Raw genomic sequence first — 26248 nt, forward strand, 5'->3', positions numbered from 1 at the left:
GTAACTTGCAGTAATATTTTCCATTAGTGGGGTGCCTCGCCCCACTGAGAAGACTTTCACAGCCACGTGAACCATACGCGGTGATAGAAAAGTACCAAGGTCACCATTGGCCGATCCATGCTTTTGGGTGTGGGTGCACAATGACTCCGAATTGGGGACACAACATGACGCAAAATCTGACCGAGACTCTGGCATACCAGGTTCGCGCAACCTCCGGTCGGCCAGCCCGAGCATCTACCGCCATGGAAGTGTGGCAGGGATTATCTGCCGCTGTTGTCGATCGCATCGCTGACCGCTGGCACGCAACTGACCGCACCTACGCGGCAGGACGCCAAGAGCATTACTTCTCGGCAGAGTTCCTCATGGGTCGCGCCCTCCTTAACAACCTGTCCAACCTGGGCATGGTTGACGAGGCGCGTGAAGCTTTGGCTGCTATCGGCCAAGACCTGAGTGTCGTTCTTGAAGAAGAACCAGATGCTGCCCTTGGAAACGGTGGCCTCGGCCGCCTCGCCGCATGTTTCCTTGACTCATGCGCAACCCTGGACCTCCCAGTGGCGGGCTACGGTATCCTCTACCGCTACGGCCTGTTCAAGCAGCTCTTTGACAACGGATTCCAAACCGAGCACCCTGACCCGTGGATGGAAGAAGGCTATCCGTTCGTTATCCGCCGTGAGCACGAGCAACGCATTGTCCGCTATGCGGATCTGGATGTGCGTGCTATCCCTTATGACATGCCGATCACCGGATACGGCACGCAGAATGTCAATACTTTGCGCCTGTGGCGAGCAGAACCAATCGAAGAATTTGACTACGACGCCTTTAACTCACAGCGCTTCACAGATGCCATTATCGACCGTGAACGCACCAACGATATTTCTCGTGTCCTCTACCCCAACGACACGACCTATGAAGGCAAGGTTTTGCGTGTACGCCAGCAGTACTTCTTCTGCTCTGCGTCCCTGCAAGCCATTGTTGATAACTACGTTGCACACCACGGCACAGATCTGTCTGATTTTGCGACCTACAACGCAATCCAGCTCAACGACACTCACCCGGTTCTGGCAATTCCCGAACTTATGCGTCTGCTGATGGATGAACATGACATGGGATGGGACGAGGCATGGGCAGTCGTTACCAAGACCTTTGCGTACACCAACCACACCGTATTGGCCGAGGCGCTAGAAACCTGGGAGATGTCGATCTTTGACCGGCTCTTCCCTCGCATCGTCGAGATTGTGCGCGAAATTGATCGCCGGTTCCGCCTAGAAATGGCTGAGCGTGGCCTCGACGAAGGCACCATTGAGTATATGGCACCCGTTTCAGGCAACCACGTGCGTATGGCTTGGATTGCCTGCTACGCCTCGTACTCCATCAACGGTGTCGCTGCACTGCACACCGAAATCATTAAACGTGAAACCTTGGGACACTGGCATGCCATTTGGCCCGAGCGTTTCAATAATAAGACCAATGGCGTGACGCCGCGTCGTTGGCTCAAACAATGCAACCCACGCTTGGCTGCCCTCCTTGACGAAGTGACAGGCTCAGACGCGTGGGTGAGGGACCTTTCGGTGCTTGCGGACTATGTCGACGCTGCGGATGACGTGGTGCTTGACCGACTGAGTGCCATCAAACACGCCAATAAGGTTGATTTTGCAGCGTGGGTCAAGGCGCGTGAAGGTGTCGATATTGACCCTGATGCGATCTTCGATGTGCAGATCAAACGACTACACGAATATAAGCGTCAGCTGTTGAACGCCCTCTACATCCTTGACCTGTATTTCCGCATCAAGGATGAGCCGACACTGGATGTGCCTAAGCGCGTCTTCATCTTTGGCGCTAAGGCCGCTCCTGGTTATATCCGCGCCAAGGGCATTATTAAACTCATCAATGCCATTGCTGACATGGTGAATAATGATACGGATATTGACGGACGCATCAAGGTGGTATTCATCCACAACTACAATGTGTCGCCCGCGGAACACATTATTCCTGCAGCCGACATTTCCGAACAGATCTCCACTGCAGGTAAAGAAGCATCAGGCACCTCGAATATGAAGTTCATGATGAACGGTGCACTGACGCTGGGCACGCTCGACGGGGCGAATGTCGAGATTCTCGATGCTGTGGGCCACGACAATGCGTATATCTTCGGTGCGACCGAAGAGGAACTGCCGCAGCTGCGTAAGAACTACGATCCGCGTTGGCATTACGAGAATGTGCCTGGCTTGCGTCGCGTCCTTGATGCCTTGGTTGACGGCACTTTGGACGATAATGGCTCTGGATGGTTCCATGACCTGCGCTGGTCGCTTCTCGAGGCGGGCTACGAGCCAGCGGACGTGTACTACGTTCTGGGTGACTTTGCTGCATACCGTGAGGCGAAAGACCGCATGGCATTCGACCACGCCGATACGCGCGCATGGGCACGCAAAGCCTGGGTCAATATCGCGCGTTCAGGACGTTTCTCGTCGGACCGCACGATACGTGACTACGCGCAGGACGTGTGGAAATTGGATGCGACCCCAATCCAATGAGTGATCACTAATGCTGGGAGCTGCACGATACCCGTGCGGCTCCCAGTGCTATTGTGGCGCAGTGTGGTGACACCACAGTGAAAGGACTATTTGTGGACGGTGTTTATTTCGAATCCACGCCAGCAAATCCTGATCTATTGCTGATGGTGTTTGTGCAGCAGGTCTTGCTGCTCATTGCCTTTATCCTTGGTCTCTTTGTGCGATACCTTCTTCGCGGTCGTGCGCGCATTTCAGTACCTGCAGCAACCTTGACTGCCCTGATCGGTCTGTGGATCGGCTTGTACTGTGTTGGCTGGGTTTTCGACACCTCCCAGGAATGGTCTTTCGGGATGATTGGCACCGCCTCGCTCGTTGCGATGTTCGTCGTGGCGATTGTTGCACTGGTGCTGACTGCCGTGCAGCACGAAAAGCCTTTGCCTCCCATTGCAGAGGTGGCGCGTGGTGGCGAATCGGATCGCCTTGAATTTAAGTCCACTGCTCGTTGGAATATCCGTGAAAATAAGCGCGACGAAGCTATGGAGACAGTGATAGCGAAAACTGTGACCGCTTTCTTGAATTCGGCGGGCGGCACCTTGCTTATTGGTGTGGATGACGATGGGCGCCTGATCGGCCTTGATTCGGATTACGCGACGTTGAAACAGCCTGATGCAGATCGCTTTGAGTTGTGGATACGCGATATGTTGGGGCAGCGTGTGGGGGCAAATGCTGCTGCGTTGCCGTGTTTAGATTTTGCGCCTGCGCACGACGGTAGCGGTGAGGTATGCCGCGTGACTGTGCCGCCAAGTCCCTTCCCTGTCTTTCTTCTTGGTCCCAAGGGCAAAGGGGTCCCTGAGCTGTGGGTGCGTGTTGGTAATTCGACGAGGCGTCTCGAAGTTGACGATGCGGTGACCTATGTTGCGCATCGCTGGCCATCGGTAGCGCGGCCTTCTCTTCGTGTGCGCCTCGCTGGTTTCCTTCTTCGTCGCAGGGTGCACTTTCAGGGGGCGGCCTTGCCTGGGGCTGTGGCATCGTCACAGTCCAAGCCTCGTACTGTCAGGGAGTAGCACGGTTAGGTTCCGCCAATTGACGCGTACTGCAAAGGAGTAGTGGGCTAGGTTCCGCCAATTGCCGCATGCTGTCGATAAGTGGTGCGGCGAGGTTTTGCTAACTGCCACGTGCTGCCAAAGAGTAGTGTGGCCGGGCCTTGTCAAGATTTTTTCGCAGGGGGTTGACATAAACCACCCACTGTGTCACTGTATTAGTGTATTAATACACCGACACAGTGGGGAGTGCGAGGAATGCGCATTGACGACTCGCGACCGATATGGGTTCAACTTGTTGAAACCTTTCGGAAAAACATTGCTTCTGGACAATGGGCCCCCGGAAGCAAAATCCCCAGCGTCAGAGAACTGGCCATTGACGCTGGCGTTAACCCCAACACCGTCCAACGCGCCCTTGCTGAACTCGACCGAGATGGCCTCACCATTCCAGAACGCACACAAGGACGCTTCGTCACATCTGATGCGACGGTGATCCACACAATCCGTCACGACCTTGCTCAAGGCGCCACCGACGATCACATCACCACACTCAAAGCCATCGGCATGGACATCGACGAAGCAACAGCACTGTTGCTTAAACGATGGCCACATGCCTCAAGCCACGGAGCACCACAATGAGCCCAAATGAATCCACCGATGCGTTGATTCACATCAACAATCTCACCAAGAAATATCGCACCCAAACAGCCATTGACGACTTCAGCGTCACACTGAAGGCCGGACGAATCATTGGTCTGATGGGAGCAAATGGCTGCGGCAAGACCTCCCTACTGAAAATCCTGGCAGGCGTCCTTACTGACTGGGAAGGAACGGTGAAAATCTGCGGCACCGTGCCAGGCGTGGCAAGCAAGGCAAATGTTGCCTTCCTGCCAACAGCAGACTTTCTTGACCCGAAACTCACCCCTGCCTCGGCAATCGACCTGTACCAGCGTTTCTTCGCTGACTTCGACGCACGCAAAGCCCACGACATGGTCACCTTCTTTGACCTGCCCAAAGACCGGCAGCTCAAAGAAATGTCCAAAGGCATGGGAGAAAAACTGCAGATCGCACTGGTGATGTCTCGGAAAGCACGGATCTACCTGCTTGATGAACCTATATCAGGCGTAGACCCGGCTGCACGAGACCTCATCCTCAGCGGCATCCTCAAGGACTTTAACGAAGATGCCCTCATGTTGATCTCAACTCACCTCATCGCTGACGTCGAAACCATCGTTGACGAAGTCATCTTTATGAAAGATGGGCGCCTGTTACTGCACGAAAATGCTGACGATCTGCGCCAGGAACGGTCGATGACCATTGACGCCATCTTCAGGAAGGAATACCGCTGATGTTTGCTCAACTATGTGCGCAAGAATGGCGCGATAATGGTGCCACTACCACGGCTGTGCTCGGCATCCACGCCCTCATTGGGGCAACATCGCTAGGTGTGGCGCAATTAGACGTGCCAGTACTGTCGTTTCTTCTGCAAGCAGTTGCTATCGGCACATTTATTTCAGCCCCAATAGTCGTGCTGATTCGACTCCACGTTGCCTATTGGCAGTCAATGTACGGCTCACGTGGATATTTCACCATGACACTGCCCGTAAAAGGCCGCTGTTTGTATTGGGCCAAGAGTATCTTCGCCTTTCTTTTCATTCTGCTTGCCCTGGTACTGACGGCAACTGGACTCGTCGCTGTGGCATGGTCTGTTGCACACAGCAACGGCATGACGCTAGGAGAGTTCTTCCAACCATTGCGTGACAGCATCGCAAATATGCCTTCGTGGATCCTTCTCCACGTGCTGATCAGTTTCCTTGTCAGTATTGCCTTCCTCGTTTTTCCGGTGATGGCAGTGATGAGTATTGGTGCACAAAGCCAATGGAATCATATGGGCTTTGGTGCACCAATGATCGGCCTGGTCCTGCTGTATCTGGTTGGGCAGATTGCCGTGCTGATTGGCATGATCCTTCCAGGCGCCGTTGATCTGCAAACAGGGCAATTTACCTGGGACAGTATGCTTTTTCAACTGATCAATGCCATGGGTGACAATGGGGCACAGCCGAGTATCGTTGGACTTGGCAGCGTAGTGGCCAGTGCGGCACTCACCTCTGTAATGGCATGGTGGGGGATTCGCTCCATCGAAAGGCACACCTCACTGCGATAAGGGAAACACTTCAGTAACACTGTGGTGTCCATACGCGCAGGCGATCATCACCAACCTGCATGGCACAGCTTGCTTGCGCGTAGTGCGACCACGCATGAGCTGAATTGCGCAGCGAACATCGGTGTTGGCCGCAGCGTGGCGTGCCCGACCATAGTGCCGCCAGGCAGCCCCTGCAGCACGACTACCCTGCGCAGCGTGGCCTACCCACAGCGCGACCAGCGCACAAAGGGGTGCGGTGAATACGCCATCACCGCACCCCCCTTTGCACACGGCCACGGACAGTAAAGTTACGTGTCTACGGCAACGTGTCTAAAGCTATGCATCCGACGATGGCTTCCGACGTCGAATCCGCTTACGTGCTGCCCTCGGCGCTGCGGAACCTTCACGATGCTCCGACGAATGCTCGCCGCGTCCGCGTCCGCGTGACCCACGATCCTGACGTCCCTGCCTCCCCGGGGTGACCTCACGATCTCCATCCTTGGCACGCCGATTTCGCTGGCCGGAATGCACACGAGTACGACCGCCTCGTGAAATGGCTGCAGAACGCGCTGAACGGCGACGTGACGGGCTGAGATCCTCAATTTCTTCGGCCTCAAGACCAGCGCGCGTCCGTTTCGCTCGCGGCAACCGGTCAGTGACCGACGGGTCAATATTAAGGTCGGTAAATAAATGAGCGGACGTATGGTAGGTTTCCAGCGGCTGTTCAACACCCAAGCCAAGAGCTTTAGAAATCAAGGACCACCGCGGCTGATCGTCCCAATCGACAAAGGTCACAGCCGTGCCCGATTGGCCTGCACGTCCAGTGCGTCCAATCCGGTGGATATAGGTCTTCTCATCCTCTGGACACTGGTAGTTGATCACGTGCGTGACATCGTCAACGTCAATGCCTCGCGCAGCCACATCAGTTGCCACGAGCACATCAATTTTCCCCTTGCGGAAAGCACGCATGGCCTGCTCACGCGCCCCTTGGCCAAGGTCGCCGTGTAGCGAACCGACGGCAAAACCGCGATCGGTGAGATCTTCCCCGAGATGGGCGGCTGTGCGTTTTGTTCGACAGAAAATCACTGTGCGGCCACGCCCTTCGGCTTGAAGGATACGCGCGACAACCTCCACCTTATTCATCGCATGAACACGGTAGATCACCTGTTTGACGCTGTTGACCGTGGCTCCTTGATCAAGGGGGTCCTGAGCACGTATATGGGTGGGTTGGACCATGAATTTGCGAGCCAAAGCAACAACTGGGCCCGGCATGGTGGCTGAAAACAGCATTGTGTGACGATTCGCTGGTACACGTGACAGCAGCGTCTCCACATCGGGCAGGAACCCTAGGTCCAGCATTTCGTCTGCTTCATCCAACACCACCGTTTCAGCGCCGTTGAGGTGAAGAACACCTTTGCGCAGCAAGTCGATCAGACGGCCAGGTGTCCCCACGACAATATCGGCCCCTTTTTCCAAGGCGGCGATTTGTGGTTCGAAAGGCACACCACCGTAGATTTCAACGATGCGGGTTGACAGATATTTCGCTGCAGCACGCAAATCGTCCGCCACCTGCTTTGTCAGCTCACGAGTCGGCAAAATAATGAGCGCCTGAGGTTTTCCTGGATTGAGGAGCTCGTCGTATCCCTCTTCATCGGGCGCAATGACGTCCTCAAGTACGGGAATACCAAAACCCAATGTTTTGCCGGTACCGGTTTTGGCTTGTCCGATGATGTCGTGACGGTCGAGGGCAGGCCCAAGGGTAAGGGCCTGAATAGGGAAGGGATGTGTGATGCCGCGTTCGGCAAGGGCATCCACGATGGGGTCGGTGACACCGAAGTCAGCGAAGGATTTGAGTATCACATCTGAAGCGCTCGCCTCAACGTCCGCAGGTACCTCGTCGTTTTCCGGTGTCACAATATTGCCGAGGCGGACGACGCCAGCGGAGTACTGTGCAGCAGGAAGGGGGTCATTATTGTGCAAATCGGTCACGATCGGCCTTGTCTCGGGGCAAACCCCGTGTTGGATGAGCAGCCGATCGCGCAGTTACAGGTGGCGCGCCATGCGCGCAAAGAAAATGGTCAAAGCGACCGGGCAGCTATATGGTCACCCTCAGTGTACGGGCTTTGGCTTGCGTGTGGGTACTGCAACGGCCGTGGGGTTTCACCGCCACCACGATCACTTTGCAACTTTACGTGTCGAGGTGACACGAAGTTGACTCTAGATGACTAGGCTGTCAGGCATGGAGCATGTACATGAGCCTGTGACCACGCAGGATGGAGAACTTGTCGGTTTACTTGCCTACAGTGCGCTCGCGGCAATGACTCGTTTGGCAAAAGACGGCGACCAAGCCCCCACGATCCTTGCACACGTCGAACATGCCCGCATGTCGTCAGCGGCTTTTGGTGTATTTGAACAGCTTGAAAAGTGGTCTGATGCGCGTGGCCTTGACCTGCTTGAAGTAGCGGGACGCTACTCGGGGCTATTTGATGATCTTGATGCCCGCACCCGGCCTACAACGTGGCGGGAACGCTCGGTGAAAACCTATGTCACCGTAGGTATTTTTGCTGACCTTTTGCGTGAGGTGGTGCGTCGACGCGAGTTATTTGGTGGGTCAATCGACGACTGGCATTTCGGTCAACAGGCGTGGGTCCTTCAGCATCTTGCTCCTGAACTTGCCTCAGACGAGGAAGGAGCCGCTCGGCTCTCGCTGTGGGCACGACGGGTCGCTGGCGAAGCTTTGGGGCTGGTGCGTTCGACGCTTTTCACGCACCCGCACCTGGTGAGTGACCCCGATGCGGTTGACGAGATCGTGGCGCATGTGACGGCGCGTCACGGCGAGCGGATGGCAGCGATCCACCTGCGGGCGTAGCGTGGCGCTGGAACAGCTCACTACGCTGGCAAGGCGCAGCTGACTGACGTCGCCAGTGCACCTGACTAACGTCGCCAGTGGCGACCGATATTGCTGGTGGCGCGGGTCTGCCAGCTGCTTAGGTGAGGGAGAAACCGACGCGACGCTGTTGAGGTGCAGCGATTTGAATGTACCCAATGGCCTGCGGTGCAATGAAGGTTTTCTCACCGCGGCTGTCGGTAAGACGAAGCAAGGTTCCCGCACCGAGTGCAATGTTGACTTCCATGAAAAGGTCGTCTTCACTCATGTCAAGGTCGAGGGTGAGTTCGCGGGCGACATTGCGCAGACCAATGGTGACGTTCATACGGCAACTCCTTTGTGTTGTGATCTGGTGACCATGCTACGCGTACACAGATGTTGGTGCTGTCTGAGACGATTAATCTATGAGCGAAACGAAGGTCAGACTGCAGATACGGTCAACGGTGCCGTATCAGCTTCCACGCCTGGGGGCCCAGCAGCAGCTGGTGCGTGAACGAGCGCAGGAAGGACACTGCGTGGTCCGAGGCGCACCCGGGTCTGGGCGCACCACCACGGCCTTGGCAATTTTCGCTGATGCTATTGCGTCAGGACGCAGCGCCATCATCCTCGTTCCCGATCGCCTTCGGGCAGACAATCTCCTTGCCCGCGCCCAAAGTCTGGCCCCCAATGAACTTCGTCCCGTACGCAGCTTGGCATCATTCGCCTACCGTGTCGTTTCCACATGGCGTGTCGAACGCACTGATCCGCTTGGCCCCGTTGAACTGGTCACGGGCGCCCGAATGGACCAACTCCTTACCGACCTCATTGCATCGGACACCGGGCCCTGGCCCGCACACCTGAATGCTGACATGCGTGCGCTGCCAGCATTTCGTACCGATATGCGTAACCTTTTCGCTCGTGCAGGTGAAACAGGTATTGATGCGGCGGAACTGGCACGGCTTGGCGCGGCTCATGGTCGCGACGAATGGGTTGCTGCCGCGCGGATATTCCAACGATGGTGCGACGACAAAGGTTTCGCGGTGACCACACGGGAAGTGATGCAAGCGGACCTGTCGCGTTTACAACATGAAGCCGCGGCCATCCTCGAAGGTTGGGATGATGCAGCCAATGCTGCGGGCGTAACTGCTCAACGTCCCTTACCTCAGGTGATTGTCGTCGACGACCTCCAAGACTGCACGGCCTCGACCATTGAATTGCTACGTGCTGCTGCTGCATGCGGTAGCCGGATTGTGGCAATGTCTGACCCGGATGTTGCAGTGGCCACATACCGTGGTGGCGAGCCACAACTTGACGGGCGTTTGGCGGCCTGCCTTGATGTGCCAATCCTGGACTTAGGTGACGTTTATGTGGGGACGCCTGCCTTGCGTAAACTCACACAACACATGCTCGGCGGAATCGCGCAAAGCGGCTCTGTTGCGCGCCGTCACGTAGGGGTACACACCACGGCATCCCTGGAGACTCCAATTCCCGACGCAACCCTGCCAGTGAGTGATGCAAATGATGAACAACAACACAATGAATCCGAACAGGCAGACGATCCTGCGGTACTGCTCAATGCTGCTGGGAAGCAGGCCTTGACGCCAGGAACAGAGCATATCCGCCTGCATTTCGCGGCAACGTCGGCACAACTTGGCGCAGCCATCAGCCGCCAATTGCGCGCACACTACGTCCACGGTGACGTATCACGTTGGGACCAGCAGGTCGTGATAGTGAAAACCAACGCGCAGGTCGAAATGATGCGTCGCCACTTAAGACGCGCAGGCATACCCCTTGCAGGCGGGCAGCGTGCCTTCTCATTCTCTCAGGACCCCGTCAGTCGCACGTTGCTGACATTGATTGTCAACGGCCACGTCCGAGGCGTCATGCAACATCCGGCGAAGGACAATGCGCCAGTGCCAGGTGAGGTGACACAAGGTGCAGATCACGACGCGGACAAGTGGAGGGTGACGCAGGTACAGGCCGCACATGACCTTGTTGACTCGCAGTGGGCCGACATTGACATTTTGGATCTGTCGCGCCTTTTGCGCCGACTCAACATCCACAAGACCCGGCTGGGGGCAGTCCCCTTGGTGGGCATGGAGCCCTGCCCACTCAACGCGACCTCATCCTTGGAGCACGTACCGCATGTCACCACAGAAGCAACACCCGCCTCGGCAGATGCAGCGCCTCTCAACACGGGTGCCGTGACGAATCACAGGCCGTTCGATGTGTTGGATCTGCTGGAAAATCCTGCGCTTATCGACGCCCACGCCACTAAGGACCTACGCCGCGGACTGAAGCGCGCCTCGGCAATGTGGCTGACTTCGGCCACCGTGGGACACATGGCTCCCTACGAGGCGCTGTGGGCACTGTGGCAGAAGGCAGAAGTTGCTGAGCTGTGGCGCCACAACGCTGTGGAAGGTGGTCCTCAGGCTGCCCACTACGATGATCGACTTGACTTGATATCTGCACTTTTCCGCGTCGCTGATATCTGGCAACAACGTCACATTGACGCGAAAGCAATAGACTTCGCCCAGCAAATACTTGACGAAGAAGTCCCTTTGGACACTCTGGCCACTACGGGACACAGGCCGCCGGGTGTAGAAGTGCTCACACCGGCCCAAGCTGTTGGGCGTCATTGGCCCGTCGTAGTCATCGCCGGGCTCCAAGACGGAAGTTGGCCAGACCTGCGCCTACGTGACCGGCTGCTACGGGCGGATCTCCTTGTCGACCTGACCCAAGGTCGGGCACTCCTCAACGACGATGGACGCCTTATCGCTGGCACCCACCCACATGCCGCACGTCAAGCGGTATACCAGGACGAATTACGGCTTTATGTGGCGGCGATTACGCGGTCGACACGGCACCTTCACCTTGGAGCGGTTAGCGCCGAAGAACAAGCCCCGTCCCCATTCCTTGACGCGGCACTGGCACTGACCAACTATCCGCGCACCGACGATGGTGACATTGACGTCCAACTTGTGCCACCTCCGCTTGATCTTTCCGGCCACATCGGCACGCTGAGGCACATGGCCGCTTCCGAGGAAGAGCCCGCCACAGCAGACTTGGCACTGACATTACTTGCCCTCGCAGCGAAAGAAGGGATTGCCTCGGCACACCCAGCGCGCTGGGCAGGGGCTGGCGGCGTAAGTTCAGATCAACCCATCGCTGACCCCAACGCCGTGACCATCAGCCCGTCAAGCTTCGACGACGTACGCCTGTGCCCGCTGCGCTGGTTCCTGGGATCGCACGGAGGAAAAGTGCAAGAAAGTGGAGCGCAGAACCTGGGTACACTCATCCATGCCATCGCCGAACAGTATCCACATGGGACACGCGAAGAACTAGCAGCCGTATTTGACCAACGCGTAGGTGAACTTGGCTATGACATGGATACCGGCGTTGGCAAGAAACAGATGCAGCACGCTCGGGCTGTCCTTGAGGCGCTGGCCACCTATATTGAAGGCGTACCAGGACGGGTGGATGTCGAAGTACCCCTGAACGTCACCATCGACGGAGTACACCTACGCGGCCGTATTGACCGCGTCGAATATGTTGATGACGGCGTTCGTGTCACCGACCTTAAAACTGGAAAAGGTGGCAATAAAAACAGACCCAAGGATGCTACTGAGAATCCTCAACTTGCCCTGTATCAGCTTGGACTGTCCGAGATGGGCTATACCGTGGTGGGTGCAACCTTGCAGTACTTTGGCAATGAAGACGTTCGTTCGGCCAGCCAACCAGCACTGACCGATGACCGTTCTGCCTACTGGAAAGCAGAAATTCAGCGTGTCGCTGACATTATGCGTGGACCTACCTATGAGGCAACGCCCTCATCCGAGGTGTGTCGACTCTGTCCACATACCGCGGTGTGCCCGGCCACAGAAAGCGGTGAAAGGACGATCCAATGACGCAGATGGGCAGTTACGACCGTTATGACGCCAACGGACTTGCCCAACTCCTCGCTGACGAGGGGCGGGCGGTGCACTATCCCACCCAAGAACAGGCGACCGTCATTGAAGCACCATGTCGCCCACTGCTGGTGGTAGCGGGAGCTGGCGCAGGCAAAACGACGACCATGTCTCAACGTGTGCTCTGGCTGATTGCCCACGAAGGATATGCGCCTGAAAGTATCCTGGGCCTGACATTTTCGCGTAAAGCTGCAGCAGAACTCGGCGCCAAAATGCGTAATGATTTGGCGCGCTTTCGCGCACGCACCGGATGTGCAATCGAGGGCGACCCGCAGGCGGCAACATATAATTCTTTCGCACACCGGATCGTCAGTGAATACGGGATGCGCATTGGTCTTGACCCCGATGTCACCCTGCTTGGACAGGCACGCTCCCATGAAATCATGACCCAGATTGTCGCCACCTGGCCCGGTGACCTCCCAGAATCAGGGGCAGTCACGACCTTCGTGTCGCAGGCCTTGTCGCTGTCGAGTCAACTGGGGGATCACCGACTAAGCGTGACACAGGCACGACGTGAATTGACTGAACTGTCGGATGATATTGCCAATATTGGGGACGCATCGCCATCCAGCATTTTAGGTAGGATGCTCGCCGCAAATAATACGCGTCTCCTATTGCTAGACATCGTGCAGGCATACCAGGCGCATAAACGTGCCATCGGTGCGATCGACTACGCTGACCAGCTTGTCCTTGCGCACCAGATCATCACAACGTGTCCCGATGTCGTCGACAGTATCCGGCAGGAGTATCAGGCAGTGCTGCTTGACGAATTCCAAGATACCTCTGTGATTCAGATGGATCTGCTCGCCACCTTGTTCCACGACACGACAGTAACTGCTGTGGGGGATCCCAATCAGGCAATATACGGGTGGCGAGGCGCATCGGCCGCATCGCTGGAATCCTTCCTGTCGCGTTTCAATACCGCGTCGGCACCTGAAGCTTGTCAAACACTGACCTTATCAACCGCCTGGCGTAACGATCACAGCATTCTCGTCGTCGCCAATGCGGTCGCACAGCCCTTGCGTGAACACTCCGAACACGCCAAATCGCCGATCTTGCGTCCACGAGCGGGTGCCGGTGTGGGAAGTGTCGACATTGCTTACGGCGCTGACATCGACGCACAGGTGCGCGCAGTCGTTCACTTCGTAAAAACACACCGCATCCGCCAAGGTAAAGCCTGGAAAAAAGTTGCGGTACTTAGTCGCCGTCGCAATGAAATACACCAGATTGACTTAGCGTTGCGACAAGCAGGCATCCCCACACACGTGGTCGGAATTGGCGGCCTATTGGAACAAAGCGCAGTAGCTGATGTGCGTGCCGCCCTGGCCATCAGTGCAAATATCGGCGACTCGCCTTCGCTCCTGCGTCTGATTGACGCTCAAGATATTGGCGCTTCGGATATTTCTGTGCTGTGGGATTGGGCCAAACACCTGGCTCAGCGACACGACGGCGGACATGTCGACGCCTACCTGGTGGAAGCTGTTGACACGCCACCGCCTCCAGGGTGGTCCTCCCGCGATGATGGTCCAGTGTTTTCGTCGGCGGCACATCAACGTATCAGCATCCTGGGGGCGCGACTGCGCGCCATTCGTGCCGCACACGGTCTTAGCGTTGTTGACCAGGTGGAACGCTGTATTCATCTGCTGGGTATCGTGGAAGACATTATTGCGGATCCGCTTGATAACAACGGAAGGGTTGCCCTTGACGCTTTTGTAGATGTGGCACTGACCTACACGCAGGAGGTTCCAGGCGCAAGCCTGCGCGGTTTCCTCACGTGGATGGACACTGCGATCGCTGAGGAACGCGGCCTACCGCTGCCAGTAACACCGCCCGAACCGGGTGCCGTGGAGCTCCTCACCATCCATGCCTCCAAAGGCTTGGAATGGGATGCGGTGGCAGTCGTGGGGATGTGTGACGGCATATTTCCTAGTCATCGCAGCGACAGTGTGCCCTGGACCGAGGCGCCGCCATCTCAAAAGGGCTGGCTCATCTCCGCTTCGGAATTGCCTACTCCGTTACGGGGCGACCAAGAGCAACTGCCTCCCCTGGTGGCGGACCTTCCTCCGGGGGAAGAACTGGCAAACTATTTCGCTTCCGCCTTCGCTCAAGCCCAAGCTGGAGGGGAGCGTGTGCGAAAAATTGGAGCCTTTGCCAGCAATTACCTTGGCGACGTCACGTGCCGCGCCATCGGTGCGCACAATGAGTTAGAGGAACGACGCCTCGCCTACGTTGCCCTCACACGCGCACGTTCAGCAATGCTTCTCACCGGTGCGTGGCACACCAATGGGGCGACCAAACTGCGGGAACCGTCACGTTACCTGATGGAGGCGCTAACAGCCTTACGCGATGAATATCGGCGTATGAGCGCCCAGAAGGGGTCGAAAGAACTACAAGCAGCACTGCACGGCCTTGAACAAGCGATAACGCCAAAGCCCGAGGCACACGACCTCAACACTGTTTTGCCGACGGCTCTCTACCCGAAAACGCCAGGGCCAACACGCCAGCGGGTTGCTGCCTGTGCCCACCTCGTTGAGGATCGATTGCACGCGTTGCCCCCAGGGGTGGATCCTCTTGCCGCACTCCACACAATGGAGTCACACCCATTGGTTGACGAGGCGAAGGCACTATTCGAAGAACGCCGAAGTGCGCGCTCTGACGAGGTTGTCGACCTGTCTCTTGAACGCTTGTCAGCGACAGCCTTATCTCGTCTGATCGAAACCCCTGCCGAATTCGCCGAAGGCTATCGCCGACCGATGCCAACACCACCATCGGCGCAGGCAACACTGGGCACACTCCTTCACACGTGGATTGAACGCGAACTACGAACCGCTAGCGAAACTCTGTGGGAAGAACCCCTGGTGGGAATAGCGGCGCTGAACCAGGACGATCGCGCGAAACTGAAGACGATACAGAAGAATTTTGCTGAACTTGAACTGTTGACCACCCACGTGCCCGTTGCAGTAGAACAGAGTTTCACTGTGGATATTGCCGGTATTTCCATACAGGGACGTATTGACGCCGTGATGCAGCGGCGCAGTGATGGGCGTGCTTGCGTGATCGACTGGAAAACGGGGCGCCCTGTGGGTGCACACAGTAGCATCGAACAACTCAACGCTTTCGCGACACAGCTGCGCCTCTATCGCACAGCTTGGGCGCGGCACACTGGCACAGATGAATCTGATATTGACGCCGTGCTCGTATTCCTTTCCGCGCCCAGTATCGTCACCCTGGAACAACTGGAAGCAATGCTTCGCACGCGCGAGGCGTGGTACAGCCTTGAGGAAGCTGCCGCCGCCGCTCTGGGTGAATCAAGGGCGGGAAGGAGTGTGGAAGGAAACCGGTGAGCGAGCAGCAGTTCCGACGAGGCAGCGGCGAGTAGCGAACGTTGTGACGAGTAAAGCAGGGGAGGGCTGAGTGTTTCTTACTGCGCGTGCTACGGCTCATCCGACAGGTAAAACAGGCGCTCGGTGGGTCGCTCAGCACCGTCATCTGCATCTGCCACATCCGCTGCGTCCTGGTCTGCATCCGTCTGAGGAGCCTGCAGGGCACTCTCAGATTGGACAGGTTCCGTTGTCCCCGCCTGGCCGTGCAAGGTCGTGCCGACGAGCTGATCATTGCCTAGGTCATGCGACAGATCAGCAAGCATAGCCTCGGCCTCGCGCTGAATCTGCCGATCCTGTGCATGTACGCCGTGTACATACCAGCGCACTAAAGCCAATTCAGAGAGTAGCTGCGCACGAGTCAACAAATGCAGATCTGTCGCATCACGCTCCATCACGTAGGCTTCATTGAACCTGTCAAGGAACTCATCGCTCGCCTGTGCCAATACCCATGCAATATCGGTAGCAGGATCTCCCACATGCGCACCGTGAAAACCCGACATGGCTACCACGGTGCCATCCGACACAGTAATGGAGGTCGCCGCCAAATCGGCATGTATCGGCGCAGCTGGGAAACGCCACAGCGAAACGTCCTCCAGTGCAGCCTCCCACCGGTTCCACAAATTGGCGGGGATCACGGTAGCTCGGGCTGCCTCGTCAAGCACGGCCAGGTGCCGCTGCCTGCACTGCTCAGCGCTATACGACGGCAAGCCCGCACCCGTGTAGGCACGCTCGGGAAGGTTATGGAGTGCAGCGAGAGCACGCCCAAGGGAGGCAGGGAGAAGTTGAGAATCTGAAAAATCGTCCTCCGTGAGGGATCGCCCGCCAAGGTCCTTGTAGACCATCACGCGATCACCTTCAGGGGTGAGGGTTGAGCCAGCAGGTCGTGGCACGTCGAAAGGGATTCGGCGATAGTCGTAGGCTTGCGATAAGCGATACAAAACCGTCGACTGTGACTCAAGGTCAAGGCCACCAATAGAATCATGTGGGCATACAACAGTCCACTTATTACCTTTAGAGTCAACAATCCCTGTCTGTGACATGACCTCATCGCAGTGAGACGGTTGGCGGATCGCCACCACTTTCATCCCCGGCACGGCCACCGTTGCCAAGGCTGCTAACTCGAAGGCGTTCTTTGTGCGCGTCACGGTATCCACCGTACCGTGTTGGCTGCCTCGGCGTGTAACCGTGGATGTTCTTTCCACAGATTTGTCCAAATGCGTGACAAAAGGGGTGCCAATGTAGTTATCTGCCTGTAGCAGTATCTTTCTGGTCACAGGAGGGCGATATGGCAGATCAGTGGATTGATCAACTATTGCCCTATGTGCGTGAACAGCTTGCACGCGCGGGCATCGACCCATTTGCTTCCAGCGAAAAAGCCCGGTATGTCATCGAAGCGGCATTGGATAGCACCGGGCGTCCGCTCCCGCCTGATGACCGTACTGACGCCGTCGCCCACCTTTTAGCGGAGGTATCTGGACTTGGTCCACTTCAGGCACTCCTGGACGATGACGACATTGAAGAAATCTGGATCAACGCTCCCACCAGGGTTTTTGTTGCGCGTCACGGTGTGCCCGAACTGACGACTATCATCCTGTCCGACACACAGGTGCGGGACCTCGTTGAACGGATGCTGCATTTTTCGGGGAGGCGTCTCGACATTTCGCAGCCCTTTGTTGACGCGATGTTACGTGGAGGGGAAAGGCTCCACGTGGTGATCCCACCGGTGGCAGGCACGCACTGGTCAGTCAATATTCGGAAGCATATCCAGCAAGCCCACAGCCTGCGTGACCTTGAAGCGGTTGATATGGTTGCCCCGCCCATTGCCCGGTTCTTGCGGGCCGCAGTGCAGGTGGGTCTGTCCATTATTGTGTCTGGCGCAACTCAAGCTGGGAAAACCACGCTGCTGCGCGCATTGGCAGGTGAAGTCCCACGTACTCGCCGTATCATCACCTGTGAAGAGGTTTTCGAACTTGGGCTGCTCCATCGTGACTGTGTTGCTCTACAAACCAGGCCTGGCAACCTCGAAGGGCGCGGTGAAGTAAAACTGCGCGACCTTGTGCGCGAAAGCCTTCGTATGCGGCCAGAAACCTTGATCGTCGGCGAAGTGCGTGGCCCAGAAGCCCTTGATTTGCTTCTCGCACTCAACGCTGGGGTGCCAGGCATGGCAACCGTTCACGGTAATAGTGCAAAAGAAGCGCTGTCTAAGCTGACGATGCTACCGCTACTGGCAGGAGGTAATGTCACCACCGGCTTCGTCCTGCCCACCTTGGCTTCTTCCGTTGACTTGGTGTGCCACGTTAACCGGGAGCGTTCGGGGCATCGCCGCATCACGGAGGTGCTTGCCTTGCCTGGCCGTGTGGAAGGCGAATCCATTGAAACGTCATTGCTATGGACCGTTGATGATGCCCGGATCCATCGCGGTGGCGGCACACTGGATGCGCACGAGCGTTTCGCAGCAGCAGGCTTTGATCTTGGGCAGCTTCTGGCAGGAGGCGCGTGATGTTCGCAATTATGCTTGGTGTCCTTTTCGCCGCCGGTGTCCTGCTAATGGCATCCGTTTTCGTTGGCACACCACACGTGGGTATTCGCGTGCCGAGGTGGTGGCTGGCGTGGTCCGACCAGATCATCCGCAGTCGGATCACGTGGCTTACACCATGGCGACTGGTCGCCTTGAGCATCATCGTTGCTGTCGTTGTGGGACTTGCTGTTGGCGTGTGGACAAGGGTGTGGGTTGTCAGCATTACTTTGATGGTGTTGTCTTTGCCTGCCTTGCCGTTGGTGGTGGCCCAGCGGGCACGGGCCCACAGTCGTTTGATGCAACGCGCTTGGCCTGATGTTGTTGACGCGTTGGTATCGGGCGTGCGCGCTGGTGCAGGTTTGCCTGACCTGTTGTGTGAGCTTGCTGTCAGTGGGCCGGAGGTGTTGCGGCCCCATTTTTCGGTTTTTGTTAGTCACTACCGTGCGCATGGAAAATTCAGTGAAGCACTTGATCGTGTGAAAGAGCGCTGTGCTGACCCTGTGGCAGACCGCATTATTGAGGCTTTGCGTCTGGCCCGTGAGGTCGGTGGTGCTGACCTTGGGGTTGTGTTGCGTGATCTTGGGGTGTTGCTGCGCGAAGAAGCGCGCACTCGAGGTGAATTGGAGGCTCGCCAGTCGTGGACCGTTAACGCTGCCCGCCTTGCCGTCGTTGCCCCGTGGCTGGTGCTTGTCATGGTGTCAGCACAGCCAGGTGCAGCTGCCGCGTGGAATACGCCTCATGGTGCGATTGTCTTATTCATTGGCGCTGTGTGCTGTGCGGGCGCCTACGGCTTGATGCACCTGTTGGGTCGCCTCCCCACAGAGAAACGGGGTTTGCGGTGAGCGAAAATCTTTTGTCGGTCGTATTTGCTCTGGGTGTTTGTGGCGGAATCATACTGATAATCGCCGCTGTGCGTCTGCGTTACCCCAGTTTGGCACAACGTGTTGCCCAAGCTCAGCCCCAGGCGTGGTCACCGTCAGGCTCCGCTTCGCGTCGATTACCCACCTGGTTGACCTCCGTGTTAGAAACCATAGGGTCAACCCACGGCAGCGTTGAACGACGCCTCACACTTTTGGGTTCTCCTGATTCGGTGGTGAACTTTCGTCTTCAACAGGTTGGTATCGCAGTGGTGACCAGTGCGCTCAGTGCAACTATGGTCGCCCCGTTACTGTGGTCCAAACATCCAGAACGTGCAGTTTTGCTGTTGCTGCTTGGGGTTACCCTTGGTGCGCTCGCGGGTGCTGCACTGGTGGATTGGCTGTTGTCGGTGCGTGCCAAAGCACGCCAAAAGGCTATCGAGCAGCAGGTTCCTGATGCTTCAGAACTGATGGCGCTTGCGGTCAGTGCAGGTGAATCTGTGCCCGATGCGCTTGCCCGGGTGGCCCGAGCGTGTTCTTCCCCTATTGCTGGCGAATTCCACCGTGCGGTGCGCCATATCCATTTGGGTGAATCCACCACTCAAGCCCTTGCCGATCTTGCGGCACGCAACGACTCGCCTGCCCTTGATCGTTTGGCACGCACTCTGATTGCTGCCATAGAGCGGGGCTCACCTTTGACGCAAATCCTCCACGACCAAGCCCGTGATATTCGGGAGCATTCCCGCGCAGCCCTTATGGAGGAAGGAGGAAAAAGAGAAATCGCCATGCTCTTTCCCGTGGTTTTCCTGATTTTGCCCATCACAGTGCTGTTTGCACTGTATCCCGGGCTGGTAGCCCTCTCCTTTTCGCCGTAGTGTGGAAGACGTTGTCGGTGTCGACAACCCCGCCTAGGCGCCTTTCGCCCGCAACCTGTTTTCCTTGTCCACAATCTACTCTCGTCTTCTACGATCGGCTTTCGTTCCGATCCCGATTTTCCACACGCCGACCCCCATCAACACTTCAAGGAGCTTCCCATGGTAATCATCACCGCAATTTTTGCGTTCTTCTTCCCAGCTCGTGGCGACGATACTGAACGAGGTGACGTCCCTGGGTGGGTACTTGTTACGCTCATGACAGCCGCCTTGGTGGTGGCCATATGGACGGTGGCTCAAACACAACTCGTGCAGGTATTTGAAAGTGCGATCAACAAAATCGCCGTCATCTAACGGCCGGGCAGCAAGTCATGGCTGGTGCCGCGACGAGGAAGGGTCCGAAGTGGTATCCCATGTCCTCGTCCAGGTACTTGTCGTTGTCCTTTTCCTTGGGCTTATCCAACTTGGCCTTGCACTTCACTGCCGAAACATGGCGACACTGGCTGCTGTTGAAGGAGCGCGCCGCGCTGCTTTGGTAGGAAGTAGCGATGAAGAGGGCCGTCAACGTGTCCACGCCATGCTCGACACTATGCTTTCCCCCGCAGTGAGTGAAGTGACTGTGTCACGTGTGGGTAGCGCAGGTCAGCAGGTCGTGGAAGTCAGTGTACGCACCAGCGTGCCGCTTGTAGCTACGTGGGGACCGCAGTGGTTGCGTGTGACGGGCCGTGCACCGGTAGAGGTGACGCAGCATGACGAATAGAGCGTCCACCAATGGGGAAAAGGGTGAGGCCACCATTGAGTTTGTTGGACTCGTCGTTGTCCTGGTGGTGCCACTGTTCTATTTCATTCTCACGCTCGCTCAAGTGCAGGCAACGGTATTTGCAGCGGAATCGGCCAGTGCCTCGGCCAGCAAATTAGTGGCGCGTAATGCCGAGGCTACAGCTGGCGCGCACGAGCAGATTACGATGACCTTCGCTGATTTTGGGTTACAAGCGCCGCAGTCGGTAGATATTGGGTGCACTGTCTGTGAGGGGCCAGAGCGCAATATTACGGTGACAGTGCAAGCAATGGTGCAGTGGCCGTTGGTACCACAGTGGATGAATGTTGCACAGATTCCCATTTCAGCCAGTGCCACCACCTTGGTCGAGCAGGTGAGTGTCCAATGAGGCCACAGCCTGACGCCGAAGAAGGCCGCGTGAGTTTATTAATGCTCCTCGTGTTGGTTATCGTGCTCTCTCTGGTGCTGGTCGGGGCGGCAGTTAGTGCTCTTGAAGTGCAGCGAATGCGTTTACTGTCGTGCGCCGACACCGTGGCTAATGCGGCCGCGCAGGTAGGTGACGCCGATGCGTTTTACCGAGGCGGTGCCTCGGATCGCTTACCGATACACGTTGTTGGCGCTACACAACGGGCCGAGGCGACACTTAGTCGTGCGCGGCAGGCGAATTGTCGCGTGGGAGAAGGTGTGACACTGCAGTCAGTCAATATCGAAGGTGGCGATGTTGTGGTACGTGTGACTACGCAGGCAGTGATCCCTGTGTTTCCTGAGATTGTTGGTGACGTTGTGGCTCCCCGGTTGGATATTACGGCTGCTGCGCGGCTTTACTGACCTGACGATAGGGTCATATTGGCAGGTCCACATACTGGAAAGGTAATGCGGTGGTAAAATAATGCTTGAGAAAATCATGACATGGTGAATCTAGATATTGAACGAATCAGTGAATCGCTCCGCGCTCCCTATCAGGCTGTCCTTCGTCGGAACCCCAACGAACCCGAGTTCCAGCAGGCGCTGTATGAAGTCTTTCTCACCCTCGCTCCGCTGGCTGACCGCAAGCCTGAGTACCGTGATCTCGCCATTCTTGACCGTATCGTCGAACCGGAACGTCAAATCATGTTCCGCGTCCCGTGGACCGATGACGCTGGAAATGTCCACGTGAACCGTGGTTTCCGCGTCGAATTTAACTCGGCTCTTGGCCCATACAAAGGCGGACTACGTTTCCACCCTTCGGTCAACCTGTCGATCATCAAATTCCTCGGCTTCGAACAGATCTTCAAAAACGCCCTCACCGGACTGCCTATCGGCGGCGGTAAGGGCGGTTCAGATTTTGACCCCAAGGGGAAGTCTGACGCCGAAGTCATGCGTTTTTGCCAATCCTTTATGACTGAACTTCAACGTCATATCGGTCCCGACACCGACGTGCCTGCCGGTGATATCGGCGTGGGCGGTCGCGAAATTGGTTACATGTTTGGCCAATACAAGCGTATCCGCAACCGTTTCGACGCTGGCGTACTCACCGGTAAGGGCCTGACTTGGGGCGGATCCCAGGTGCGTACCGAAGCAACCGGCTACGGCCTCGTTTTCTTCGCGCAAGAAATGCTAGCCACCAAGGGACATAGCTTCGACGGTAAGAAAGTTGTCGTATCCGGCTCAGGTAACGTCGCGATTTACGCCATCGAAAAGCTCCAGCAGCTGGGTGCCACCGTCGTGGCGTGCTCTGACTCGTCAGGCTACGTTGTTGACGAAGCCGGTATCGACCTTGCGCTGCTCAAAGAAATTAAAGAGGTGCGTCGCGGACGTATCGCTGACTATGCGGCACAAAAGCCTGGCGCTCGCCTGGTTGCCGACGGTTCCATCTGGGACGTGCCCTGTGATGTCGCACTTCCCTGCGCCACCCAAAACGAACTCCACCAGGACGATGCGCGTACGCTGGTAAAGAATGGTGTGCTGCTCGTGGCAGAAGGCGCGAATATGCCGACCACCCCGGAAGCCATCGAAGTGCTGCAAAGCGCAGGCGTCCTCTACGCGCCAGGTAAGGCATCCAACGCTGGCGGCGTGGCCACCTCGGCACTGGAAATGCAGCAAAACTCGGGCCGCACCTCGTGGACTTTCGACGTTGCCGAAGACAAACTTCACCAGATCATGGTCGACATCCACCGCAACTGCGTGGAAACCGCAGAAGAATACGGTGTCGGCGGCGACTACGTTGCTGGCGCTAACCTTGCCGGATACATTAAGGTTGCCGACGCAATGGTGGCGCACGGCATTATCTAATCCACGCCACTTTAAGCGGGGCAGCCACTTGGGACAACCAGGGCTGCCCCGCTGCCTGTATGCGCAGTGCGCCGTAATCTACAGCGGACCGTTATGTGCAGTGGAGCGCACCATAGTGGGGCCTAACACCGGCGCCGAGGGCGACTAAAGGCATGCCCCTCGCGTAGGCTATAGGGGTGGCAATTGAGTACTCAGAAGAGATCCAGTCCCTGCGCACCACGATGGACAATATCGTGGCCGTTGTGCAGCCCGAAAAACTGCGCAGCGAAATTGCGCAGTTAACGGAGAAAGCCGCAGCCCCCGACCTATGGGATGACCCTGCGAAAGCACAGGAAGTCACCTCGGCACTCAGTCACCGGCAAAGTGAATTGGATCGTGTCACCAGCATGACCAGCCGCATCGATGACCTTGAGGCGATGGTGGATATGGCTGGCGAAATTGCGCAAGATGACGCTGACGAAGCCGCAGAGATCCTTGCCGAAACCGAAAAAGACTTGGCGAAACTACGGGCGGACCTGTCGGATCTAGAAATTCGCACCCTCCTTGATGGCGAGTATGACGAACGAAACGCGGTGATCACCATCCGCTCAGGTGCAGGTGGTGTCGATGCCGCAGATTTCGCTGAAATACTCCTCCGCATGTACCTGAGGTGGGCCGAACGCCACGGGTATCCCACAAAGGTTATGGACACGTCATACGCTGAAGAAGCCGGGCTAAAATCGGCCACCTTCGAAGTGCAAGCCCCTTACGCATACGGCACCTTGTCGGTCGAAGCAGGCACGCACCGCCTCGTCCGTATCAGCCCATTTGATAACCAAGGGCGTCGGCAAACCTCGTTTGCAGCAGTGGAAGTAATCCCTCTGATTGAATCCACTGACCACATTGAAATCCCAGAACATGAACTCAAAGTAGATGTTTTCCGTTCCTCAGGGCCGGGCGGACAGTCAGTCAATACCACTGACTCTGCGGTGCGGATGACCCACATCCCCACAGGCATTGTGGTGTCCATGCAGGACGAAAAATCACAGATTCAAAACCGTGCTGCCGCGCTACGTGTCCTTCAGTCCCGTCTGCTCATGCGTCGCCATGAAGAAGAGCAGGCAATGAAGAAAGAACTGGCGGGTGACGTCAAAGCATCGTGGGGTGATCAGATGCGCTCCTATGTGCTGCAGCCTTATCAGATGGTCAAGGATCTGCGCACCGAATATGAATCGGGCAATCCGCAGTCGGTATTTGATGGGGATATTGACGGCTTCATTAACGCCGGTATTCGCTGGCGTAAGAACCAGGCAGCCGAAGAACGCTGAGAGTCACCAGCACCATAGGGCACATATCGTGAATTAGGCGTGTCGCCACCTGCGAACGGACAAAGGCGCGCCTAACCTGAAGTGGACCATGTCCCCGAATTGGATGGCCCCACGATATGATCCGCTTCGACGATGTTTCGATGGTGTACGCCAAAGGCGCACGCCCCGCACTTGACCACGTGAGTTTAGAAGTCGAGCGCGAAGAATTTGTGTTCCTTGTGGGCAAATCCGGGTCAGGTAAATCCACCTTCCTTCAGCTAGTCATGCGTGAACACAAGGCCACGTCAGGCAAGGTGTGGGTCCTTGGTCAAGATGTTGGGAAATTGTCCCGCTGGTCAGTGCCGAAACTACGCCGCCAGGTCGGCACAGTATTTCAAGATTTTCGCCTCCTGCCGTCCAAATCGGTGTACGAAAATGTCGCTTTGGCAATGCAGGTAATTGGCAAGCCGCGTCACGCCATTGAAACGTCAGTACCTGACGTCCTCGACATGGTGGGGCTGAAAGGTAAAGAACGGCGTCTACCGCATGAACTTTCCGGCGGTGAAGAACAGCGTGTAGCAATTGCGCGCGCCATGGTGAACCGTCCGCAACTGTTGCTGGCTGACGAACCGACCGGGAACCTCGACCCGGATACGTCTCTTGGCATTATGCGACTGCTGGATCGTATTAACCGCACGGGGACGACCGTTGTCATGGCAACTCACGATGCAGCGATCGTCAACCAGATGCGTAAACGTGTCATTGAGCTGGATAACGGGCACGTGGTGCGTGACCAACAGCGTGGCGTGTACGGAGAAGGGAACTGACACGATGAAACTCCGTTTTATCCTCGCCGAGGTCGGCAAAGGCCTGTCCCGCAACCGCGCTATGACAATCGCCGTGATCTTGGTGACCTTCGTGTCGCTCCTATTTGTGGGTGTCGCAGGACTATCTCAAATGCAGATTTCTCGGATGAAATCACAGTGGTACGACAAAATTGAAGTGTCAGTGTACATGTGCGCCCAAGACGACGAAATGCCGCAGTGCAATGGCCTCGAAGCCACTGAAGAACAAATTGCCGCAGTACGCACACGCCTACAATCAGCTGAACTTGCGCCACTGGTCAAAGAAGTTTACGAGGAATCCAAAGCTGAGGCTTTCAAAAACTTCACTGAACTTTTCGGCAATACCACCATTTACCAGTGGACCACTGAAGACATGATGGCCGTGTCATTCCGCGTCAAACTTGTTGACCCCGAACAGTACACGGTGATTCAAGAAGAATTCTCAGGCACAGCTGGTGTGGCGGTCGTCAAAGACCAACGAGAAATCGTCGAGCCACTGTTTAAAGTGATCGACACGGCGAAATTGTGGGCCCTTGGATTGGCCGCGGTGATGATTGTGGCCGCCGTTTTGCTGATCACCACAACGATTCGTCTATCGGCCCTGAGTCGTGAACGCGAAACCTCCATTATGCGTCTCGTGGGTGCTTCCTCCTTGTTTATCCAAGCCCCCTTCATGATTGAAGGCGCCTTGGCGGCAGTGACGGGCGCGATACTTGCCGTGGGCACCTTGTTCCTTGGCGTCCACCTGCTGATCGACGGCTGGTTGGCTAAAGCATTCCAATGGACCAGTTTTATTGGGACTGCGGAGGTATGGATTATTACGCCGCTGCTCATTGGCGCAGCCGTGCTCCTGGCCTTATTTGCCTCAATGTTCTCACTTGCGAAGTACACGAAGATCTGAGCGGAGGAAT

General features: G+C 56.7%; 22 protein-coding genes. 19 read left to right on the forward strand and 3 right to left on the reverse strand.

The genetic code is table 11. The features are described 5' to 3' along the window. The first annotated feature begins 164 nt into the window (after positions 1–164). The 5 genes from G438_RS0104605 (at position 165) to G438_RS0104625 (ending at position 5714) form a co-directional block, all read left to right on the forward strand. Positions 165–2531, forward strand: coding sequence for a glycogen/starch/alpha-glucan phosphorylase (locus G438_RS0104605; protein ID WP_026460333.1), 2367 nt, complete (start codon positions 165–167; stop codon positions 2529–2531). 143 nt (positions 2532–2674) lie between these two features. Next, positions 2675–3574, forward strand: coding sequence for an AlbA family DNA-binding domain-containing protein (locus G438_RS10840; protein ID WP_051259315.1), 900 nt, complete (start codon positions 2675–2677; stop codon positions 3572–3574). Between the two features lie 234 nt (positions 3575–3808). Continuing rightward, positions 3809–4189, forward strand: coding sequence for a GntR family transcriptional regulator (locus G438_RS0104615; RefSeq protein ID WP_026460334.1), 381 nt, complete (start codon positions 3809–3811; stop codon positions 4187–4189). Further along, the gene (locus tag G438_RS0104620) at positions 4186–4899 is read left to right on the forward strand and encodes an ABC transporter ATP-binding protein (protein ID WP_026460335.1); all 714 of its coding nucleotides are present in this window, start codon (positions 4186–4188) and stop codon (positions 4897–4899) included. The genes G438_RS0104615 and G438_RS0104620 overlap by 4 nt, the downstream gene beginning before the upstream one ends. Next, the gene (locus G438_RS0104625) at positions 4899–5714 is read left to right on the forward strand and encodes a hypothetical protein (protein ID WP_026460336.1); all 816 of its coding nucleotides are present in this window, start codon (positions 4899–4901) and stop codon (positions 5712–5714) included. Before G438_RS0104620 ends, G438_RS0104625 begins: the two co-directional genes overlap by 1 nt. A 315-nt stretch (positions 5715–6029) precedes the next feature. On the opposite strand, the gene G438_RS0104635 is transcribed toward G438_RS0104625, so the two are convergent. Beyond that, positions 6030–7682: a DEAD/DEAH box helicase gene (locus G438_RS0104635; protein WP_240470987.1), complete on the reverse strand. Its 1653-nt coding sequence runs from the start codon at positions 7680–7682 to the stop codon at positions 6030–6032. 250 nt (positions 7683–7932) lie between these two features. On the opposite strand from G438_RS0104635, the gene G438_RS0104640 reads away from it, so the two are divergent. After that, positions 7933–8562, forward strand: coding sequence for a ferritin-like fold-containing protein (locus tag G438_RS0104640; protein ID WP_026460339.1), 630 nt, complete (start codon positions 7933–7935; stop codon positions 8560–8562). A gap of 118 nt (positions 8563–8680) precedes the next feature. Here the strand turns inward: G438_RS0104640 and G438_RS0104645 are convergent, their stop codons facing one another. Further along, positions 8681–8905, reverse strand: a complete 225-nt coding sequence (locus G438_RS0104645; RefSeq protein ID WP_026460340.1) for a DUF3107 domain-containing protein — start codon at positions 8903–8905, stop codon at positions 8681–8683. 79 nt (positions 8906–8984) lie between these two features. On the opposite strand from G438_RS0104645, the gene G438_RS0104650 reads away from it, so the two are divergent. Continuing rightward, positions 8985–12467 (forward strand): UrvD/REP family ATP-dependent DNA helicase, encoded by a 3483-nt coding sequence (locus G438_RS0104650; RefSeq protein WP_026460341.1) that lies wholly within the window; start codon positions 8985–8987, stop codon positions 12465–12467. After that, on the forward strand, positions 12464–15871 hold the full coding sequence (locus G438_RS10845) for an ATP-dependent helicase (RefSeq protein WP_051259300.1): 3408 nt from the start codon (positions 12464–12466) through the stop codon (positions 15869–15871). The genes G438_RS0104650 and G438_RS10845 overlap by 4 nt, the downstream gene beginning before the upstream one ends. A gap of 89 nt (positions 15872–15960) precedes the next feature. On the opposite strand, the gene G438_RS10850 is transcribed toward G438_RS10845, so the two are convergent. Then, entirely contained in the window at positions 15961–17055 is a 1095-nt protein-coding gene (locus tag G438_RS10850) for a phosphotransferase (protein ID WP_240470989.1), read from the reverse strand. Between the two features lie 140 nt (positions 17056–17195). Between G438_RS10850 and G438_RS0104665 the strand changes: the two genes are divergently transcribed. From G438_RS0104665 to ftsX, 11 genes are all read left to right on the forward strand, one after another. Next, the gene (locus tag G438_RS0104665) at positions 17196–18410 is read left to right on the forward strand and encodes a TadA family conjugal transfer-associated ATPase (RefSeq protein WP_051259302.1); all 1215 of its coding nucleotides are present in this window, start codon (positions 17196–17198) and stop codon (positions 18408–18410) included. After that, on the forward strand, positions 18410–19270 hold the full coding sequence (locus G438_RS0104670; RefSeq protein ID WP_026460343.1) for a type II secretion system F family protein: 861 nt from the start codon (positions 18410–18412) through the stop codon (positions 19268–19270). The genes G438_RS0104665 and G438_RS0104670 overlap by 1 nt, the downstream gene beginning before the upstream one ends. Beyond that, the gene (locus G438_RS0104675) at positions 19267–20160 is read left to right on the forward strand and encodes a type II secretion system F family protein (protein ID WP_051259303.1); all 894 of its coding nucleotides are present in this window, start codon (positions 19267–19269) and stop codon (positions 20158–20160) included. Before G438_RS0104670 ends, G438_RS0104675 begins: the two co-directional genes overlap by 4 nt. Positions 20161–20319: 159 nt before the next feature. Next, entirely contained in the window at positions 20320–20511 is a 192-nt protein-coding gene (locus tag G438_RS0104680) for a hypothetical protein (protein ID WP_051259304.1), read from the forward strand. Between the two features lie 49 nt (positions 20512–20560). After that, positions 20561–20917: a TadE/TadG family type IV pilus assembly protein gene (locus G438_RS0104685; RefSeq protein WP_026460346.1), complete on the forward strand. Its 357-nt coding sequence runs from the start codon at positions 20561–20563 to the stop codon at positions 20915–20917. Then, positions 20907–21323 carry a hypothetical protein gene (locus G438_RS0104690; protein ID WP_026460347.1) on the forward strand — a complete coding sequence of 139 codons (417 nt, stop codon included), beginning with the start codon at positions 20907–20909 and terminating at the stop codon, positions 21321–21323. Before G438_RS0104685 ends, G438_RS0104690 begins: the two co-directional genes overlap by 11 nt. Positions 21324–21352: 29 nt before the next feature. Continuing rightward, a complete protein-coding gene (locus tag G438_RS0104695) occupies positions 21353–21763 on the forward strand; it encodes a hypothetical protein (protein ID WP_205618407.1) in 411 nt (136 codons plus the stop codon). A gap of 81 nt (positions 21764–21844) precedes the next feature. Continuing rightward, positions 21845–23206 carry an NADP-specific glutamate dehydrogenase gene (gene gdhA, locus G438_RS0104700; RefSeq protein ID WP_026460349.1) on the forward strand — a complete coding sequence of 454 codons (1362 nt, stop codon included), beginning with the start codon at positions 21845–21847 and terminating at the stop codon, positions 23204–23206. A 176-nt stretch (positions 23207–23382) separates the two neighbouring features. Next, on the forward strand, positions 23383–24513 hold the full coding sequence (prfB, locus tag G438_RS0104705) for a peptide chain release factor 2 (RefSeq protein WP_026460350.1): 1131 nt from the start codon (positions 23383–23385) through the stop codon (positions 24511–24513). A 116-nt stretch (positions 24514–24629) separates the two neighbouring features. After that, positions 24630–25319 (forward strand): cell division ATP-binding protein FtsE, encoded by a 690-nt coding sequence (gene ftsE, locus G438_RS0104710; protein ID WP_026460351.1) that lies wholly within the window; start codon positions 24630–24632, stop codon positions 25317–25319. Positions 25320–25323: 4 nt separating this feature from the next. Beyond that, positions 25324–26238, forward strand: coding sequence for a permease-like cell division protein FtsX (gene ftsX, locus G438_RS0104715; protein WP_026460352.1), 915 nt, complete (start codon positions 25324–25326; stop codon positions 26236–26238). The last annotated feature ends 10 nt before the right edge of the window (positions 26239–26248 follow it).

Origin of the sequence: Schaalia suimastitidis DSM 15538 (assembly GCF_000429105.1) — a bacterium.
Lineage (GTDB): Bacteria > Actinomycetota > Actinomycetes > Actinomycetales > Actinomycetaceae > Pauljensenia > Pauljensenia suimastitidis.